Annotated in this window: 18 protein-coding genes; 11 read left to right on the top strand and 7 right to left on the bottom strand. The window is 27.3% G+C overall.

The genetic code is table 11. From position 1 onward, the window contains the following. Nucleotide 1 precedes the first annotated feature (1 nt). The 11 genes from nrfA (at nucleotide 2) to ACKU4C_RS11580 (ending at nucleotide 10,848) form a co-directional block, all read left to right on the top strand. Complete coding sequence (nrfA, locus tag ACKU4C_RS11630) at nucleotides 2-1,492, top strand: ammonia-forming cytochrome c nitrite reductase (protein WP_321312172.1); 1,491 nt, start codon at nucleotides 2-4, stop codon at nucleotides 1,490-1,492. 129 nt (nucleotides 1,493-1,621) lie between these two features. Continuing rightward, nucleotides 1,622-4,753, top strand: a complete 3,132-nt coding sequence (gene ccsA / locus ACKU4C_RS11625) for a cytochrome c biogenesis protein CcsA (RefSeq protein ID WP_321312170.1) — start codon at nucleotides 1,622-1,624, stop codon at nucleotides 4,751-4,753. A gap of 79 nt (nucleotides 4,754-4,832) precedes the next feature. After that, the gene (locus tag ACKU4C_RS11620) at nucleotides 4,833-6,056 is read left to right on the top strand and encodes an SO_0444 family Cu/Zn efflux transporter (RefSeq protein WP_321312168.1); all 1,224 of its coding nucleotides are present in this window, start codon (nucleotides 4,833-4,835) and stop codon (nucleotides 6,054-6,056) included. Between the two features lie 12 nt (nucleotides 6,057-6,068). Continuing rightward, nucleotides 6,069-6,428, top strand: a complete 360-nt coding sequence (locus ACKU4C_RS11615; protein ID WP_321312166.1) for a metalloregulator ArsR/SmtB family transcription factor — start codon at nucleotides 6,069-6,071, stop codon at nucleotides 6,426-6,428. 104 nt (nucleotides 6,429-6,532) lie between these two features. Next, nucleotides 6,533-7,255, top strand: a complete 723-nt coding sequence (locus ACKU4C_RS11610) for a DUF4198 domain-containing protein (RefSeq protein ID WP_321312164.1) — start codon at nucleotides 6,533-6,535, stop codon at nucleotides 7,253-7,255. 3 nt (nucleotides 7,256-7,258) lie between these two features. After that, a complete protein-coding gene (gene cbiM, locus ACKU4C_RS11605) occupies nucleotides 7,259-7,861 on the top strand; it encodes a cobalt transporter CbiM (RefSeq protein WP_321312162.1) in 603 nt (200 codons plus the stop codon). Next, nucleotides 7,858-8,256, top strand: a complete 399-nt coding sequence (locus tag ACKU4C_RS11600) for a hypothetical protein (protein WP_321312160.1) — start codon at nucleotides 7,858-7,860, stop codon at nucleotides 8,254-8,256. Before cbiM ends, ACKU4C_RS11600 begins: the two co-directional genes overlap by 4 nt. Then, nucleotides 8,253-8,900 carry an energy-coupling factor transporter transmembrane component T gene (locus ACKU4C_RS11595; protein ID WP_321312159.1) on the top strand — a complete coding sequence of 216 codons (648 nt, stop codon included), beginning with the start codon at nucleotides 8,253-8,255 and terminating at the stop codon, nucleotides 8,898-8,900. The genes ACKU4C_RS11600 and ACKU4C_RS11595 overlap by 4 nt, the downstream gene beginning before the upstream one ends. After that, the gene (locus ACKU4C_RS11590; protein ID WP_321312157.1) at nucleotides 8,897-9,550 is read left to right on the top strand and encodes an ABC transporter ATP-binding protein; all 654 of its coding nucleotides are present in this window, start codon (nucleotides 8,897-8,899) and stop codon (nucleotides 9,548-9,550) included. The genes ACKU4C_RS11595 and ACKU4C_RS11590 overlap by 4 nt, the downstream gene beginning before the upstream one ends. Nucleotides 9,551-9,618: 68 nt before the next feature. Beyond that, nucleotides 9,619-10,317 carry an aspartate/glutamate racemase family protein gene (locus tag ACKU4C_RS11585; protein ID WP_321312155.1) on the top strand — a complete coding sequence of 233 codons (699 nt, stop codon included), beginning with the start codon at nucleotides 9,619-9,621 and terminating at the stop codon, nucleotides 10,315-10,317. Between the two features lie 9 nt (nucleotides 10,318-10,326). After that, entirely contained in the window at nucleotides 10,327-10,848 is a 522-nt protein-coding gene (locus ACKU4C_RS11580; RefSeq protein WP_321312153.1) for a GDSL-type esterase/lipase family protein, read from the top strand. A gap of 2 nt (nucleotides 10,849-10,850) precedes the next feature. Here the strand turns inward: ACKU4C_RS11580 and ACKU4C_RS11575 are convergent, their stop codons facing one another. The 7 genes from ACKU4C_RS11575 to ACKU4C_RS11545 all read right to left on the bottom strand — a co-directional run bounded on the left by ACKU4C_RS11575 (nucleotide 10,851) and on the right by ACKU4C_RS11545 (nucleotide 17,493). After that, nucleotides 10,851-11,603 carry a Rossmann-like domain-containing protein gene (locus tag ACKU4C_RS11575; protein ID WP_321312151.1) on the bottom strand — a complete coding sequence of 251 codons (753 nt, stop codon included), beginning with the start codon at nucleotides 11,601-11,603 and terminating at the stop codon, nucleotides 10,851-10,853. Then, a complete protein-coding gene (locus tag ACKU4C_RS11570) occupies nucleotides 11,600-12,412 on the bottom strand; it encodes an ABC transporter ATP-binding protein (RefSeq protein ID WP_321312150.1) in 813 nt (270 codons plus the stop codon). Before ACKU4C_RS11570 ends, ACKU4C_RS11575 begins: the two co-directional genes overlap by 4 nt. Then, complete coding sequence (locus ACKU4C_RS11565) at nucleotides 12,409-13,425, bottom strand: iron ABC transporter permease (protein WP_321312148.1); 1,017 nt, start codon at nucleotides 13,423-13,425, stop codon at nucleotides 12,409-12,411. The genes ACKU4C_RS11570 and ACKU4C_RS11565 overlap by 4 nt, the downstream gene beginning before the upstream one ends. Before the next feature lie 5 nt (nucleotides 13,426-13,430). Continuing rightward, complete coding sequence (locus ACKU4C_RS11560; protein ID WP_321312146.1) at nucleotides 13,431-14,402, bottom strand: ABC transporter substrate-binding protein; 972 nt, start codon at nucleotides 14,400-14,402, stop codon at nucleotides 13,431-13,433. A 101-nt stretch (nucleotides 14,403-14,503) separates the two neighbouring features. Then, on the bottom strand, nucleotides 14,504-15,502 hold the full coding sequence (locus ACKU4C_RS11555; protein ID WP_321312144.1) for an endonuclease/exonuclease/phosphatase family protein: 999 nt from the start codon (nucleotides 15,500-15,502) through the stop codon (nucleotides 14,504-14,506). Beyond that, the gene (locus ACKU4C_RS11550; protein ID WP_321312142.1) at nucleotides 15,502-16,647 is read right to left on the bottom strand and encodes an MFS transporter; all 1,146 of its coding nucleotides are present in this window, start codon (nucleotides 16,645-16,647) and stop codon (nucleotides 15,502-15,504) included. The genes ACKU4C_RS11555 and ACKU4C_RS11550 overlap by 1 nt, the downstream gene beginning before the upstream one ends. Nucleotides 16,648-16,740: 93 nt before the next feature. After that, nucleotides 16,741-17,493, bottom strand: a complete 753-nt coding sequence (locus ACKU4C_RS11545) for an alpha/beta hydrolase (protein WP_321312139.1) — start codon at nucleotides 17,491-17,493, stop codon at nucleotides 16,741-16,743. Nucleotides 17,494-17,600 lie beyond the last annotated feature (107 nt).

The raw sequence follows: 17,600 nt of genomic DNA, 5'->3' as shown, positions 1-17,600 counted from the left end.
GATGAAAAAGTTTAAAGTCTTACTTGTAGCTTCATTAATAGCAATTGGCTGTTTAAGTGCATTAGTTGCATCTATTAATGAGAAAAAAGAGGAACAAAAAATTATAAACTCTGTTCCAAAAATTGACAAATGGGAAACTAAAAACGAAGAGTTTAAAAAGTTTTACCCAAGAGAATATGATTCTTGGAAACAAACAAAACAAAGTGATAAAATTGAGGATATGTTAGAAAAATATCCTGAGTTAGTTGTTTTATGGGCTGGTTATGGTTTTGCAAAAGATTATAATGCTCCAAGAGGACACTTCTATGCAATAGAAGATAATAGAAATACTCTTAGAACAGGTGCACCAGTAGATAGTAAAACTGGACCAATGCCAACGGCATGTTGGACATGTAAATCACCTGATGTTCCTAGAATCATGAATGAGCAAGGTGACTTAGAGTACTTTACTGGAAAATGGGCAAAATATGGTTCAGATATTATTAATCCAATTGGTTGTGTAGATTGTCATAATCCTGAAACTATGGAGCTTCAAGTAAATAGAAAATACTTAGATACTGCTTTACAAGCAAATGGTGAAACTTCGTTAGCTGATGCAACTCACCAAGAGATGAGAACAATGGTTTGTGCACAATGTCATGTTGAGTATTATTTCAAAAAAACTGATACACCTAATGGTAAAAAAGCGGCTGTTGTTACTTTACCATGGGCAGAAGGAACTTCAGTTGATGATATGGAAAAATATTATGACAATATTAATTTCACAGATTGGACACATAAAATTTCTAAAACACCTATGTTAAAAGCTCAACATCCAGGTTATGAGATGTGGAAAACAGGAGCACATGGTAAAAATAATGTATCTTGTGCAGATTGTCATATGCCATATAAAAGAGAAGGTGGAGTTAAATATACAGACCATAAAATTGGAAATCCATTAGATAATATGGAAAATACTTGTATGACTTGCCATAGAGTTTCTGAAGACTCATTACTTAAAACAATTAATGAGAAAAAAGAAAGAAAAAATGAGTTACATGAAAAAGCTATGAAACAACTTGCTGCTGCTCACTTAGAAGCTGGAAAAGCTTGGGAAGTTGGTGCAACTAAAGAGGAGATGGCTCCTGTATTAAAAGATATTAGACACGCTCAATGGAGATGGGATTATGCAGTAGCATCACATCCAGCATTTTTCCATGCTCCTGAAGAGACTTTAAGAGTTTTAGCAACTGCATTAGAAAAAGCAGGAAATGCTAGAATTAAATTGGCTAAAATCTTAGCAAAACATGGTGCAGCTGATTATAAAGCACCACAAGCAACTTCGAAAGAGAAAGCTCAAGAGATTGTTGGATTACCATTTAAAAAACTTGTGGATGACAAGGAAAAATTTAAAAGTGGTCTTCTAATTGAGTGGAAAAAAGAAGCAGAGAAAAAAGGTATCTACAATCCTAAATCAACAGAGGGTATTGAAGATAAAACTTCTTATAACTAGACTTTAAATTACATATTTAGAAAAGAGGTTTTCCTCTTTTCTTTATACTTTTACTAAATAACACCTTTAGTTACTTCTCTCCTACTAATTTAGGTGTTATTTATTAATTGTATAATTTTTAGGGAAGAGATGAAAAAACTATTAAAAAATATTTTATCAATTGAGACAGCAACAGTTTTGATGTTACTTTTTGCTTTTTCATGTGCCGTTGCCACATTTATTGAAAATGATTATGATACTCTTGGTGCAAAATCATTTGTATATAATAAAACATGGTTTGAACTTATCATGTTAATACTTGTATTATCATCACTAGCAAATATTATCTGGTTTAAAATGTACAAAATTAAAAAGTTTTTTATTTTCTTTATTCATATCTCATTTGCTTTTATTTTATTAGGTGCTGGATTAACTAGATATTTAGGATATGAAGGAATCATGACAATTCCCGAATCTACAATCCAAAATAAAATGGTGTCAAATGATGAATATATTCAAGCTGTTTTATTGACTAAAGATAAAAAAGAGATAGTAAAAAAAGATAAAAAAGTATTGATGACTCAACTTTCTCAAACAGATTTTGATTTAAAAATAGATGAAGATTTAAGTTTAGAGTTTGAGAGATTTGTACCAAATGCAGCTGAAAAAATAATTACAGTTAATGGTGGAAAACCTATGGTTAACCTAATAATAACTGATTTAACAGGGGCTAGAAGTATTGATTTAAAAAATAAAAAAATATACTCTGATAAATATACGAATTTTTCACTAAATAAAAATATAGAAGATAACTCAAAACCAAAAGTAAATTTTTTTACAAAAGATAGGCAAATATATATAAAATCAAATGTATCAATAACTTACAATTTTATGGATGGTGTGGGACAAGGAAGTACAAAAGCAAATGAGGCTATCCCTTTACGAAATGATATTATTTATATGGTTGCACAAACTAGATTTGTTACACCAGATTTTTCTGTATCAGGAAAGGTAGAAGTTATAAGTATTGATAAAACTTTAGTAAAAAAAGATAAACAATTAAATGCAGTCATTGCAAAGTTAAATTATAAAGGAAAGATAAGTGAAGTTTCACTTTTTGGAAAAGGTGGTTCAAATCAAGGTTATAAAAAAACAATAAAATTAGATGATAAAACTCTAAAACTATCTTGGGGAGCAAAGATAATTGAACTTCCTTTTTCTTTATACCTAAATGATTTTAAATTGGAAAGATATCCTGGTTCAAAATCACCATCAACATATTCTAGTTATGTAAAAGTTTATGATATGAAAGATGATATAACATTTGAACAATTAATCTCAATGAACAATCCCTTAAGTTATAAGGGGTTTAAGTTTTTTCAAAGTTCATACACTATGAATGAAACAGCAACAATACTTTCAGTAAATAAAGACCCAGGAGTCATCCCCACATATATAGGATATTTTTTACTTTTTACAGGACTTATTTTTAGTCTTTTTATGAAAAATGGAAGATTCCAAAAATTGGCTAAAACAAGATATGAATTAAAAAATGTATTAAGTGCTTTATTTTTATGCTTTTTATTTGTCTTTAATGCAAATGTCAATGCAAAGGATATTGATTTAGAACTTTTAAAAAATATAGATATAAATCATGCCAATAAATTGGGTTCTGTTTTGATACAAGATTATCAAGGAAGAATTAAACCTTTAAACTCTTTAGCAATTGAGATTATGAATAAGGTTATGAGAAAAGAGAGTTTATATGGATTAGATGCCAATCAATTATTTATAAGTATGCTTATTAATCCAAGACAGTGGCAAAAGATACCAATTATTAGAGTAAATAATATTAAATTAAAAAGGGTCTTAAGTGTGCCTAATGGTAAGAAGTATTTTAGATTTGATGATATTTATGGCAATTTAGGAAAATATAAATTAGAAGATGATTTAGAGATTATCAATAAAAAGAAGCCCTCTGAGAGAACAACATATGATAAAGAAGTTATAAAAGTTGATGAGCGATTAAATATTATTTATAACCTATTTTCTGGTGCTTTTTTAAAGCTTTTCCCTAAAATTGATGACAAAAATAACAAATGGCTTGACCCAACTTTAGCAATTTCAGTTATTAATGACAAAGTTGGAGCCTTAAATGAACAAGAAGCAAGAAATATAGCAAAACTAATGGATAACTATTTTATAGCTTTAAAAAATGCAAATGAGAATAAGAGTTCTTGGACAGAAGCTAATATAGCCCTTGATGAGATTATTAATTATCAGAAAAAATATGCAAGTGATATTTTTCCTAATCAGTGGAAAATTGATGCTGAACTTTTATTTAATAAATATAATATATTTAAAAACCTTACACCTATTTATTTAATTTTAGGTTTGATTTTATTGATTTTTGTATTTGTAAAGATATTTAAACCAACACTTACTTTAGACAAAGTATCAAAAGCTTTTTTAATAGTATTTATTATAAGTTTTATTATTCTTACTTTTGGATTAGCTCTTAGATGGTATGTTTCAGGTCATGCTCCTTGGTCAAATGGTTATGAATCTATGATTTATATAGCTTGGGCAATTGTATTAGCAGGAATAATTTTCTCAAAACAATCAATTTTAGCTTTAGCAACCACTTCACTTTTAAGTGGAATTACTCTATTTGTAGCCCACTTATCTTGGTTAGAACCTCAAATAACAACTTTAACCCCTGTATTAAAATCATATTGGCTTACTATTCATGTAAGTGTGATTACAGCTAGCTATGGGTTTTTGGGATTAAGTGCTATCTTAGGTTTTTTGACATTGGTATTTTTTATTTTTGCAAATAGAAATAAAAGCAATTTAAAACAAGAATCAATAAAAATCTCTATTAAAGAAGCTAGAAGAATAAATGAAATGGCAATGATAATTGGTTTGGTTTTACTTGTAATAGGAAATTTTTTAGGTGGAATTTGGGCAAATGAGTCATGGGGAAGATATTGGGGATGGGATCCAAAAGAGACTTGGACTTTAGTATCTATTTTGATTTATGCAGTAATTTTACATCTTCATTATATTAAAGGTTTAGCATCAAATTTTATTTTTTCTTCTTTATCTTTAATATCTTACTCTTCTATTATTATGACCTATTTTGGTGTAAACTATTATTTGGCTGGATTACACTCTTATGCAGCAGGTGATCCTATACATATACCACCATTTGTTCCCATTACTCTATTAGTTATTTTTATTACAATTGTTTTAGCATATAGAAATAGGAAAATTGTTTAAATTTAATTTGAAAAAAAAGAAAAATATAAGAATTTATTTAGTATATTAGTATATTCTAATATACTATAAAGGTTTTTATATGCAATTATTAATAAATTTTTTAGATAATTTCCTTGATTTGTTAAATGCCATGTCACTTTACATAATCATAGGACTATTTTTTGCAGGTATTTTAAAACAATTAATACCTGATAATTTTGTTTCATCTCATTTAGGAAAAAATTCAACTAGTTCAGTTGTTAAAGCTACACTTTTTGGGATACCTCTTCCTGTGTGTTCTTGTTCTGTGATACCTTTGGCACAAGGTTTGAAAAAAGAGGGCGCAAGTAAAGGTGCAGTCCAAAGTTTTTTAATCTCCACTCCAATTACTGGAGTAGATTCTATTTTAGCAACATACTCACTATTTGGATTTGTATTTACTTTATATAGAGTTGTTTCTTCTGTAATTATAGCTATTACAGTTGGATTAGTTCAAAACTTATTTGAAAAAAAGGATACTAATACTACTTATAAAAATATAGAAGAAACAGAAAGTTGTTGTAGTTTAAACTCTAGTTCTACATCTAGCTGTTGCAGTTCTAGTTCAAATACAACTTCAAGTTGTTGTAGTAGTTCAAGTACAAAAAAAGGTTTTTCTTTTATAGCTGTATTAAAATATGGATATGGAACACTTTTTAATGATATGGCTAAAGCTTTGATTGTAGGTCTATTTTTAGGAGCACTTTTTATGACAGTAGTTCCCAAAGAGTATACACAAATCCTTTTTGAAAACCAATTTTTAACATATCTAGTTGTTATGCTTTTTGCAATGCCTTTATATACTTGCGCAACAGCATCACTACCATTTGCAGCTGCATTTATGATACAAGGGATGTCACCTGGAGCTGTATTTATATTTTTAACAGCAGGACCTGCAACAAGTGCAGTTACCATGAGTGTGGTTTATAAAATGTTAGGAAGAACAGCATTAATTGTGTATTTGTTAGTTATTGCTGTATTGGGATTATTATTTGGTTATATATATGATACTTTTTTTAAAGAGTTAAGTCTTTTTACTATAGCTATAAATCATGAAGATGTATCTATTTTTAGTATTTTTGCTTCTATTTTTATGATAGCTTTAATTATATACCATATTTTTAAAGATAAGTTTACTAAAAAAACATCTTGTTGTTCTAGTGATGAAACTATTAGGTCGGAGTTAAAAAATACTAATAATTTAAAGCCCAATAGTGTACAAAATAACTTGACTTTAAAAGGAAGTTTTAGTCAAAATAAAAATAACAATTTTAAAGTAAAATAAAAGGAATATCTATTGAAAGATGAAACAACTTGTCTAAGGCTAGAAGTAAATGAAGCTTTAATTAACAAGGAAAGAACAATAATATCAAAACTTGATGAGGTTTTTTCAAAAGAGGCTAAATTATACTCATTATTAGGAAGTGAAGTAAGACTAAAAATAGTTTATTTACTTTTAAAATATGAAAAAATGTGTGTATGTGATATTAGTGATATTTTGAAAATGAAACAATCACCAGTATCTCAACATCTTAGAAAACTAAAAGATGCAAACATATTAATATCAAAAAGAGAAGGACTTCTTATAAACTATTATATTGCTAAAGAGTATAAAGAAGAGTTACAAAATATTGGGAATGTTTTTAATATAAACTAATAAAATATTTGCTAAAAGTTCCAAAAATACATAAGAAAAAAAATAATTTATTTCCTTTGAATTTTATATATTTATAATTTTTCAATTAATTCAAGGAGCAAATAATGAAAAAACTGATTTTAGCTGGAGTATTTGCAGTATTTGCAAATGCTCACTTTCTAACTTTTATCCCATCTACTGATAATGTTACTTCAAAAGAGGAATCAAAAATAACTTTGGATGCAATGTTTATTCATCCTTTTGAACAAACTGGTATGACAATGGTAAAACCAAAGGGTATTTTTTATGGAAAAAATAAACAATCTTTACCTTTGACAGAGACAAAAGTTTTTGATCATAAAGCTTGGAAAAGTAGTTATGAGATAAAAAGACCAGGTGTTTACAAGTTTTATACTATTCCAGAACCATATTTTGAACCAGCTGAAGGAAAATATATCTCACATGTACCTAAAGTGATTGTATCTTCATATGGATTAGAAGATGGATGGGATGAACCAATTGGGTTAACTTATGAGATTATCCCATTAACAAAGCCTTTTGGATTATATTCAGGGAATATTTTTCAAGGAAAAGTTGTATATAATGGTGAACCAGTTTCAAATGTAGAGGTTGAAGTTGAATTATATAATCAATTTAATTTAAAAGCACCAACTGATGCTCACATAACACAAGTTGTTAAAACAGATGATAATGGAGTATTTTCTTTTGTAATGAACCATAAAGGTTGGTGGGGATTTGCAGCACTAATTGAAGAGGGTGAAAAAGAATACAAAGGAAAAAAATATCCTATTGAAAATGGTGCTTTAATTTGGGTAAAGGCTTATTAGAATATGCATATTTCAGATGGTATCTTATCTAGTGAAGTTGCTATTACTACAGCAGTAATAGGAGCAGGGTTAGTATTATATTCACTTAAAAATTTAAAAAATAAAAATATTGCACTTGTATCTGCTATGAGTGCAATATTTTTTATTGCTTCATTTATACATATCCCCTTAGGTCCGGTGCAAATACATTTGGTATTAATTGGAGTAATTGGTATATTGATAGGTCCATGTGTTTTTTTAAGCATTTTAATAGCACTTTTATTTCAAGCTACACTTCTGGGTTATGGAGGTATAACCTCACTTGGTGCAAACCTTGTCATTATGTCTTTACCAGCTTACATCACATATATATTTGTAAAAAAAGGTTTTTTTAATCTTTTAGAAGAAAAAATAAAATACTTTGTGATTGGTTTTTTCCCTGTATTGTTAGCTACTCTTTTTCTTGCAATTGTTTTAGCTTTATCTAAAGAGGAGTATCTTTATGCTTCTTTAACAATATTCTTAGCAAATGTTCCAGCTATGGCTATTGAAGGTCTAATTACAATTTTCTTGATTAATTATTTAAAAAAATCTACACCAGAACTTCTTGAAGAGGTAAACTTATGAAAATCATATCATTAATTTTTCTATTAACAATCTGCGCTTTTGCTCATCAATTAAATCTATTTGTATATGAAGAGAATTCAAAAGTAATAGCCTCTGCATATTTTGCATCAGGAGCATATTGTAATGAATGTAAAGTTGAAGTATATGATAAAAGTGGTAAATTACTTGAAAATGGTTTAACAAATAAAGCTGGTGAATATATAGTTAAAGAGTTAAGACCAAAATTACTAATAAAAGTGGAAGCATTGGGTGGACATGGGGCACAAAGTGAATTTGAAGTAAAAAATTTAAAAGAGGAAAAACCAGAAGTAAAAGATTATAATCTTATTGAAGCTATCGTATCTATTGTTTTATTAGCTTTAATTTTTATAGGTTTAAAAAAAGTTAAAAAATGAGTAAATTTAACTCTTCAATTATATTAATCTGTGCCTTTTTATATTCTATATTTATAAGTTTTAATAAAATTGAAACCCTTTTTTTACTTCCAATTCTATTTGCAATAGTTTGTGAATATAAAGACTTTTTTAAAATACTTAAAAAACTATTATTTTTAAATCTATTTATTGTTATGATATTTATTATCTTACTACTACAAGATGATGTTCAAAATGCTTTAAATATATATATTAGAACAAATATGATTATCTTGTTTAACTTACTTTTATTTTCAAAGTCTAGTGGATACGATATAGTTAGAGCTTTAAATGAATTAAGGTTTCCTACAAAGTTTGTAAGTTCAGTTTATTTTTCTTTGAAGATGATACAAGTTTTAACTGACGAATTTAAAAAAATAAAACTAACTCTAAAAGCTAGAGGTTTTAGAGCCAACTCTTCACTATTTGCTTATGAAACTTATGGTAATCTTTTTGGTCATATTTTTGTGAAGTCAATAAGAAAAGCAAACGCTTTACAAGATTCTTTTGAATTAAGAGGATTTCATGGAAAAATTTATTTGATAAATAATTCTAAGCTATCATTTTATGATATTGCTTTGATATTTTTTGTTTCTATGTTATATGTAAAAGAGGTAATAGTTTGAGTTGTTCAATAAATTTGAAAGAGTTAGCTTATAAAAACACCAGTAAAGAAGTATTTAATAATCTTACACTAAATGTTTCCCATGAGGAAAAAGTAGCAATTATTGGTGCAAATGGAAGTGGGAAAAGCTCTTTGCTTAAAATTATTGTAGGTCTTATAAAACCAAGTTCTGGATTAGTTTTTTTATTTCATGATGAGATGAAGAGTTTAAAAGACTTTAGAAAGTATAGGAGTGATATTGGATATCTTCCTCAAGATGTTAGTGATCATTTTCTTTGTCCAACGGTTATAGAAGATGTTATGTTTGCCCTAAGAGCCAAAGGTGAAAACAAAGAAGAAGCCTATGCCAAATCTTGTGAAATTCTTAAAGATTTAGGAATCTTTCATTTAGAAAATAGAAATATTTATGATTTAAGTGGAGGGGAGCAAAAAATCGTAGCACTTGCTGGAATACTAATTACAAAACCAAAAATTTTACTTCTTGATGAACCAACAAATGCCCTTGATGAATCTGCTGAAGAAAAAATCATTGCTATTTTAAACTCAATAAAAAAATCTATGATTATTGTCTCTCATCATAAGACTTTTATAGAAAAACTTGCTCCAAGTGTGTATAAACTAAATAAAGATGGATTAGAAAAGCTTTCTTAGAGAAAAACTAAACTCTACTACAATTTAAATTTGTTACAATATTTATACTTTATAATTTTGGGGAAAGTATGAAAAAAATAGGAATGCTTGGTGGAATGTCTTGGGAAAGTACAGCTACTTATTATAAACTTTTAAATGAAGAGATAAAAAATAGACTTGGTGGTCTTCATAGTGCCAAGATTATTCTTTCAAGTGTAGATTTTGAAGAGATTGAAAAGTTTCAACACAGCTCACTTTGGGATGAAACAGCAGTAATTTTATCCCAAGAAGCAAAAGCTATACAAGAGGCAAAAGCTGACTTTCTTATTATTTGCACAAATACCATGCATAAAGTTGTTCCCCAAATAGAAAAAAATATCTCTATTCCAATTTTACATATTGCAGATGCAACAGGGAAGGAATTAGTTAAAAAAAATATTAAAAAAGTTGCTCTTTTAGGTACTAAGTTTACTATGACAGAGGCTTTTTATAAAGATAGGATTCAAGATAACTTTGGGATTGAAGTTATAATTCCAAATGAAAAAGAGCAAAATATTATCCATGATGTAATCTATAAAGAGTTATGTTTAGGCATATGTAATAAAAAATCAAGAGATGAATATATCAAAATAATAAAAAGATTAGAAAAAGAGCAAGAGTGTGAAGGTGTTATTTTAGGGTGTACTGAAATATCTATGCTTATAAAACAAGGATACGTAGATATACCCATCTTTGATACTACAAAACTGCATGTTTTAAATGCAGTAGATTATGCCTTGAAAAAATAAAGATTTTATATGAAAAAAACTATTGAAGTTGTAATGTTAGGTGATTCTCTTACTGCAAGAGGTGATTGGAAAAAGCTTTTAGAAAATAATTTTGTAATAAATCTTGGAATTGATGGGGATAATACTCTTGGGGTATTAAATAAAGTAAATCAAGCAATAGAATTGGAACCTAAAATAATTTGTTTAATGATTGGTATAAATGACTTATGCCTTTCTGTTCCACTTGAAAAAATATTTGATAACTATAAAAAAATAGTTGATAGAATAGTAAAAAAAAATATAAAGATAATAGTTCAAGCAGTACTATTAACTCAAATGCCTGCAGTAAATAAAAAAGTTCATAAGTTAAATAATATGATAAAAGAGTATTGTGAATCAAACAATATAAAAATGATAGATTTTAATTATGCTTTTTCAAATGAAAAAGGTCTTTTAAAAGAGGATTTAACAACAGATGGTCTTCATTTAGGACAAAAAGCTTATAAAGTTTGGGGCTATAAATTAAAAAACTCTATTTTACAGACGAATTAGAACTAATCTTTTTTTATACAATAACAAGGATTATCAAAAATCTTTTCAAGTGTGATATTTAAAATATCTTCTTTTTTTGTTTCCTTTAAACTTGTACTTGCCACATGAGTTATATTGTATCCTTCAAGCCATAAAGGGTTTATTCCAGCTGAAAACCCAGATAATATAACAGTTTTTGCATTTGTAGCAAATTTTAAAATTGCATCAATAGTAGAACCAATAAGTGCTGCACCTGTTATTACAACAATATTAGCTTTTGAAACTGCTTCATACTCAAAAATATCATTGTATACACCATTTTTTTCATCAGTCATACTTCTACAAAAAACAGTGACATTTTTTCTATACGAACTAAGTTTTTTTACAACTGGTTTTAAATTTCCTATAAAGACAATATTATCATTCTCACTACTTTCATTAATAATTGTTTCATAAAGGGCAATTCTTAGATTTGCTTTTAAAGGAATATCAACTTTGCCTAATTCATATTGGCCAATTGCGTTAATAAGTGCTAATGTTACAGCTCTTTGAGCTAAATTATAATTAGTTGTTGTTAAAATCTCTTCTATAGAATTTGATTTAAAAGTGTTTAATTCACCTTCATTTTTAGGAGTTAAAGTTAATCCGACAAAATCTTTTTTTCCATTACTTATTATACAAAATGTAAAAGTTTTATCCAACATATACTCTTTTAAAAATAGATTATTTCTTTTTGCACTTTTTAGTGCTTTGGTTTTTAATGTATCAAGTATCAATTTGTATCCTTAATGTTATGGTGATGATTATGATGTTTATTCCCATGATTATGAGTGTGTCCAAAAAAAGTAAAAGGATGCCCATTTTGCCAAAATATTTCGCAGGGTATATTATATAAATTTGAAATCATTTTAGCATGAACATCTTGTGAGTCTTGGAAATCAATAATTTTTTTATCTTTAAGCATAATAATTTTATTTGCATAGTGTAGGGCATTTTGTAAATCATGGATTACCATTATTGTTATAAGTTTTTTCTCTTTTGTAACCTTCTTTATAATCTCAAGCATTTCTATTTGATTTTTTGGGTCTAGAAAAGAGGTTGGTTCATCTAAAAGCAAAATCTTTGGTTCTTGAATAAGTGAAGAAGCTAAAAATATTTTTTGTTTTTCTCCTCCACTTAAAAAATCAATATTTTTATGTAAAAATTTTTCAATGTTAAATTCATTAATTATCTTTTCAATAATCTCATGGTCCTTTTTATTCAAAGAAAAACCACTATATTTTCTTCTTGAAAGTTCTAAAATATCTATTACATTTAGATTAGAATTATTTTGAAATTGACCCATATATGAAATATCTTTTGATACCTCTTGTATATCTTTTTTTATAATATCTTCATTATTTAATAAAATTTCCCCATCTACATTATCAATAATTTTACAAATAGATTTTAAAAGAGTACTTTTACCAGCTCCATTTGGACCTATTATAATATTTAGTTCACTATTTTTTAAATTTAAATCTATATTTTCAAGAAGTTTATTTTTCTTTATTTTTACACATAATTGTTTTATATTTAAACTCATGTTCTTCTCACATATAAAAAGTATAAAAATAAAGGAGCCCCAATCATTGAAGTTATTATCCCAACTGGAATTATAACTGGAAGCAAAACTGTTCTTGAAACTATATCAGCAAGTAATAATAAAATTCCACCAGATAATGCTGATAGTGGTAAAATAAATTTGTGGGAATTTCCAATTAAAAGTCTTACAATATGTGGAGCAATTAATCCTATAAATCCAATGATTCCAAAAAAACAAACAGAAACTGCACTCAAAAGTGATGCAATAATCATAGATGAAAATCTAAGTTTACTAGTATTTATACCTAATGATTTCGCACTGTCCTCACCAAGCATTAATGCATCAAATTTCCAAAATATTTTAAAATAAAATAAAAGTGAAAGAATTAAAACAGTTGATATTAAAAAGATAGAGGAATTATTTGCCTTTGATAAATCTCCAAATGTCCAAAATAGAGTTGCAGCTGCATCTGTATCTTCTGCAAAATATTGAAGTAACATTGTAAATGCTGAAAAAAATGCTCCTATAGCAACTCCAAATAAAATCAAAGACTCAGGACTCATATTCCCTTTTTTACCTAAAGAGATTATTAAAAGTGTACTTATCATACTAGTTAGAAAAGCAAAAAGTGCAGTTATAAAACCTGCTTCATAGGATGTTGTACTTGAATAAGCTTGTAAAACAATAATTGCAAAACTAGCCCCGAAAGCACTTGCTTGTGAAATACCTAAGGTGAATGGAGATGCTAAAGGGTTTTTTAAAACTGCTTGCATCATTGCTCCTGATAGGCCAAGGGCTGCTCCCACAAAAAAAGCAGCTAAAGTTCTAGGTACTCTTATTTTTTGAAAAATTATTGAAAAAGTTCCTTCTTGATTAAAGATTTTAAAGGTATCTTCAAAGGCAATCCCATTATTCCCACTAATTAAAGATATCCAAATTAAAACTAAAGTTATAAAAACAAAAAAACTGATAATTAAAAGCTTTTCTTTTGAGTAAAGTTTTTTACTGTACATCTATTTTATTCTTTTGTAAAAAAAGCTTTGTGTACTCTTGTTTTAATGTTTTCCATATTATTATCATAGCCAAATTTAGATGCTATAAGATATGAGTTTATATAGATGTTTTCAACATTTATATTATAAAAATTACTTGGATTTAGCCAATAAACTTTTTTGTTTTTAAAAGCATTGATGTTATTGAATATTACTTTGTTTTTTTCTATCTCTTCATTTATGATTTTTTTACTTAATTTATCAAAAAATATAATCTCTGGATTATAAGTTAAAAGTGTTTCAATATTTATAAACGCATGTCCTTTATGGTTCTTTAAAACATGGTTTTTTATATTTAATAGTTCAAATGCTGGATAGTCGCTATCTGTACTTGTAATTCCTTGAATTCCTTTAAAAGCTACTCCTCCAACATACATAAGTTTATCATCTACTTTTAATTTTGAAATATTTTTTTCTTCCTTTTGCATAAATGTTTCTAACTCTTGAAATCTCTTTTCTTTTTTCATAATCTTTGATATTAAGTTTAAAGAGTTTTTTATAAAGTCAAGCTTTTTTTCATTTTTTAAAGTTTGTCCATAGCTAAGGGCAACTACTGGTATTTTTGTTTTTGATTCTATTAAGTTTATTTGCTCTTTTGATAAAAAAGTTGCAAAGATTATATCAGGTTTTAAAGTAATAAGAGCTTCTAAGTTTGGCATTTTGCCAGGACCACCTTGTCCAATTATTGGTAAACTTTTTATGAATTCTTTATCTAGGTATTGCGTATAAGTTGAGTTTTTATTAAATTTTAATTCTCTTTTTTCTATACCCACTAGATTTTTTTCTAAATTTAAATAAGTGATGAATCTTAAAGTCCCAGGACCAATACAAACTATTTTTTTATTTTGCTTTATATTTACATCTCTATTATATAAGTCTTTGAAAGAGTGTGCATTTATTGATGTCAAAATAAATAGAATTAATAATATAAATCTCATAAATATCCTTGAACTTAAGTTTTAAAGGATAGTTTAATTAAGAATAGATAAATTGATAATAAAGTTTTGATTTACTTATGTATTTTTAGAACAATTTCTCTTTATTTTTGAAAAAACTCTATTTCGCAAACAATTTGAGCATGGTCACTTTGTAATAAAGAGCCATTTTTATTGTCTTTTAAATGCTTATCAAAAACCTCATAAGAAGAGATTTTAGCAAAGTAACTTTTTGATCTTTTGTTAAACTCTTTTGAAACAAAGATATAATCAATCACATTTCCTATTGATTGAAAATAACTTGTAGGAGTTCTTTCAATTTTTTTTTCTGGATGAGGATTATAAGGTTTTTTATCACATAAATAAAAGGCGTCAAAAAGAAGATTGTAATCTTTATCTAAATCTTGATGGTAGGCATTGTTTGTTAAAACATCTATTGATAAAGAATACTCTTTATCATTTAAATCACACATACAAATAATAGGTGTTTTTGTTTTTCTAAAATCATAATACAAAGATGAAGTCTCACATAATCTTTGTTTTAGTGCAGGAGAATATTTATTTTTTAAAGCTTCTAAAACTTTTTGTTTTTTCTCTTTTAGTGTTGTATTTTTATTAAATATATATTCAAACTCATTTAATCTATTTGATTTAAAATGATTTACATAAATTGTTACTTCTTTTTTATTAGGTAGTTCGATTAAAGCTTTTATTGGGAGTCTTGAAAAACGAAAATGACCTTCAAATTTATATTTTAAAATACTTTGACCATGAGGTTTGACTTTTTGTATCTCTTTTATTGGATACTTTGAAGCCAAAGCTAGAGTAGTTGAAATAAATACTTTTTTATTGTTTTGGATTTTTGGTTTGTCAACTGTAATAAAATGATTAAATCCTACCTCTTTAACTAGACTTTCAAGCTCTTCTTGGGAAAAAACTTCTTGAAAACCTACAATATCACAATTCATCTCAAGTAAAGTATTTTTAATCCATTCTTTTTTCTTTTTCCACTCATTTTCATTGAATTTATCTTTTTTTATATACCATGAATATGGTGGTGCACAAAATTGAAAAAGATTAAATGTTCCTACTCTTAACTTCATTAAATTTTATATTTCCTAAAAAACAAAATACAAAGTACAACACCAAAAGTTGCCATTCCTGCTCCTACTAGTGAAGGAGAGCTATAACTAAATCCTAAAACTAAAGGTATCCCACCAAAAAAAGCACCTAAAGTATTTGACACATTAAAAGCAGCTTGTAAAAATGCAGATCCAAGCATCTTTGAGTGTTTTGCACTTTTTAACATAATCATATTTATAGGTGAACTCATAGACATAGCTAAAGCTCCACATATAAATGTTAAGATTATTGATATTATTTTACTATCTGAAAGCAAAAATACTAATATCAAAGATGTTACCATCATAGAAAGTAATATAATACAAGCTATAATCGGATTTCTTTTATCCGCTAAATATCCTCCAAAAATATTTCCCACTACCATACCTGCACCAGCAACTATCATAAGGTAAGAAACACTTGATTCATCGAAATTTGATACATGAATTAATAGTGGTGCAATATAACTAAACCAAGCAAAAAGACCACCAAAACCAATTGAAACTATAGTTAAAATATGCCAAGCTTTTATTGTTTTGAAAAACTCTAATTCCTCTTTAAATGTAACTGTCCTTAAAGGTTTTTGTTTTGGAAGCCATTTATATATAAAAATTATTGTAATAATACCAATAAGTGAAACAATACCAAAAGCATATCTCCAATGGAGATGATGTCCTATAAAAGTAACTATTGGAACCATTACTAAATTTGCTAATGTAAGTCCTGTAAACATGGATGCTATAGCTTGTGCAGATTTCCCCTCTTTAGCAAGTTTAGAAGCAACTACAGTTCCCACTCCAAAAAATGCACCATGGGGTAAACCACTTAAAAATCTAGATATCATTAATGTGTAATAGTCTGGGGCAATAGTAGATAAAAAATTAAATATTGTAAAAAGTATCATAAGTGCAATTAAAATATTTTTTGGTGGGAATTTTGCACTTAAAGCCACAAGAACTGGTGCACCAATAACTACTCCAAAAGCATAAGAGGAGATAAGATGCCCTGCTGAAGGGATAGTAATATCAAGGTTATTTGCAATATCGGGTAGTAAGCCCATAATAACAAACTCGGTTGTACCTATCCCTAAACCACCTAAGGCTAAGGGAAAAAGTTGTTTTGTCATAAAGTCTCTTTGTTTTTAAATTAATAGCATATACAACTATTTTGGAATTTTAGTAAAAAAAGTTTACCTTTTACTTAAAAAAAGATTGATAATTTATTTACAAAATTTTTCTATTTGAGTTGCATAGAATATAGGGCATTCTATCATAGGATAGTGTCCAGCTTCTTGACATTCAATAATACTTACATTTTTATATTTAGAAAAGTTCTTTTTTGTTTCATTTTTTGCAAAAACTGCAGAATCATTTTTCCCAATTATTATATTAACTTCTATTTCCTCATTTATATCATTTTCAAAATCTGTAGTGTTTAGATACATATTCATATATGATACTCTTGCTTCAGGTAGTGATGAACTATATCCCATATCAATTCTATAGTTAATCCAAGTTTGATTATATCTTCTACTTGAACTTCTAACTATTTGTTCAATTGCTCTTTTATTTTCAACCATTTTTCTAATTAAACTTTTTTTCTGTATCTCAGGAACTTTTATACCTGAAGCAGATATTGGAGTGGTTAAAATCAGTTTTCTTACTTTTGCTTCAATAAGTGCTACTCTTTGAGCTATCATAGTTGACATAGAGTGTGCTACAAGTATTACTTCATCAAAACTCAATTTTGATATTAAATTTTTAATATCAGTTGAAGCCTCTTCTAAGTTATAATCACCTTTTATCTCCTTTGATAAACCATAACCTCTAAGGTCTACAAAAATATATGTAAAATTTTCTTTATCTAAAAAAGGAAATATTGGTTCATAATTTCTACAATCTCCCATTAATTCATGTAAAAATAAAACTTTTTTTTCACCTTTACCCAATAGTTTATAATTTAGATTTATCATATTTAGCCTTTGTTTGGGAATTTTATATAAAAACTACTTCTATTTTTATAAGAGAGAGTATATCAATTAGTTTTTTTGCTTAATTGTTAGATAAGTATTGTATTGTA

The sequence above is a fragment of the Halarcobacter sp. genome (genome assembly GCF_963676935.1).
Classification (GTDB): Bacteria; Campylobacterota; Campylobacteria; order Campylobacterales; family Arcobacteraceae; genus Halarcobacter.
The sequence above is the reverse complement of the archived record's forward strand: the minus strand, read 5'-3'. Positions and strand labels throughout refer to the sequence as shown.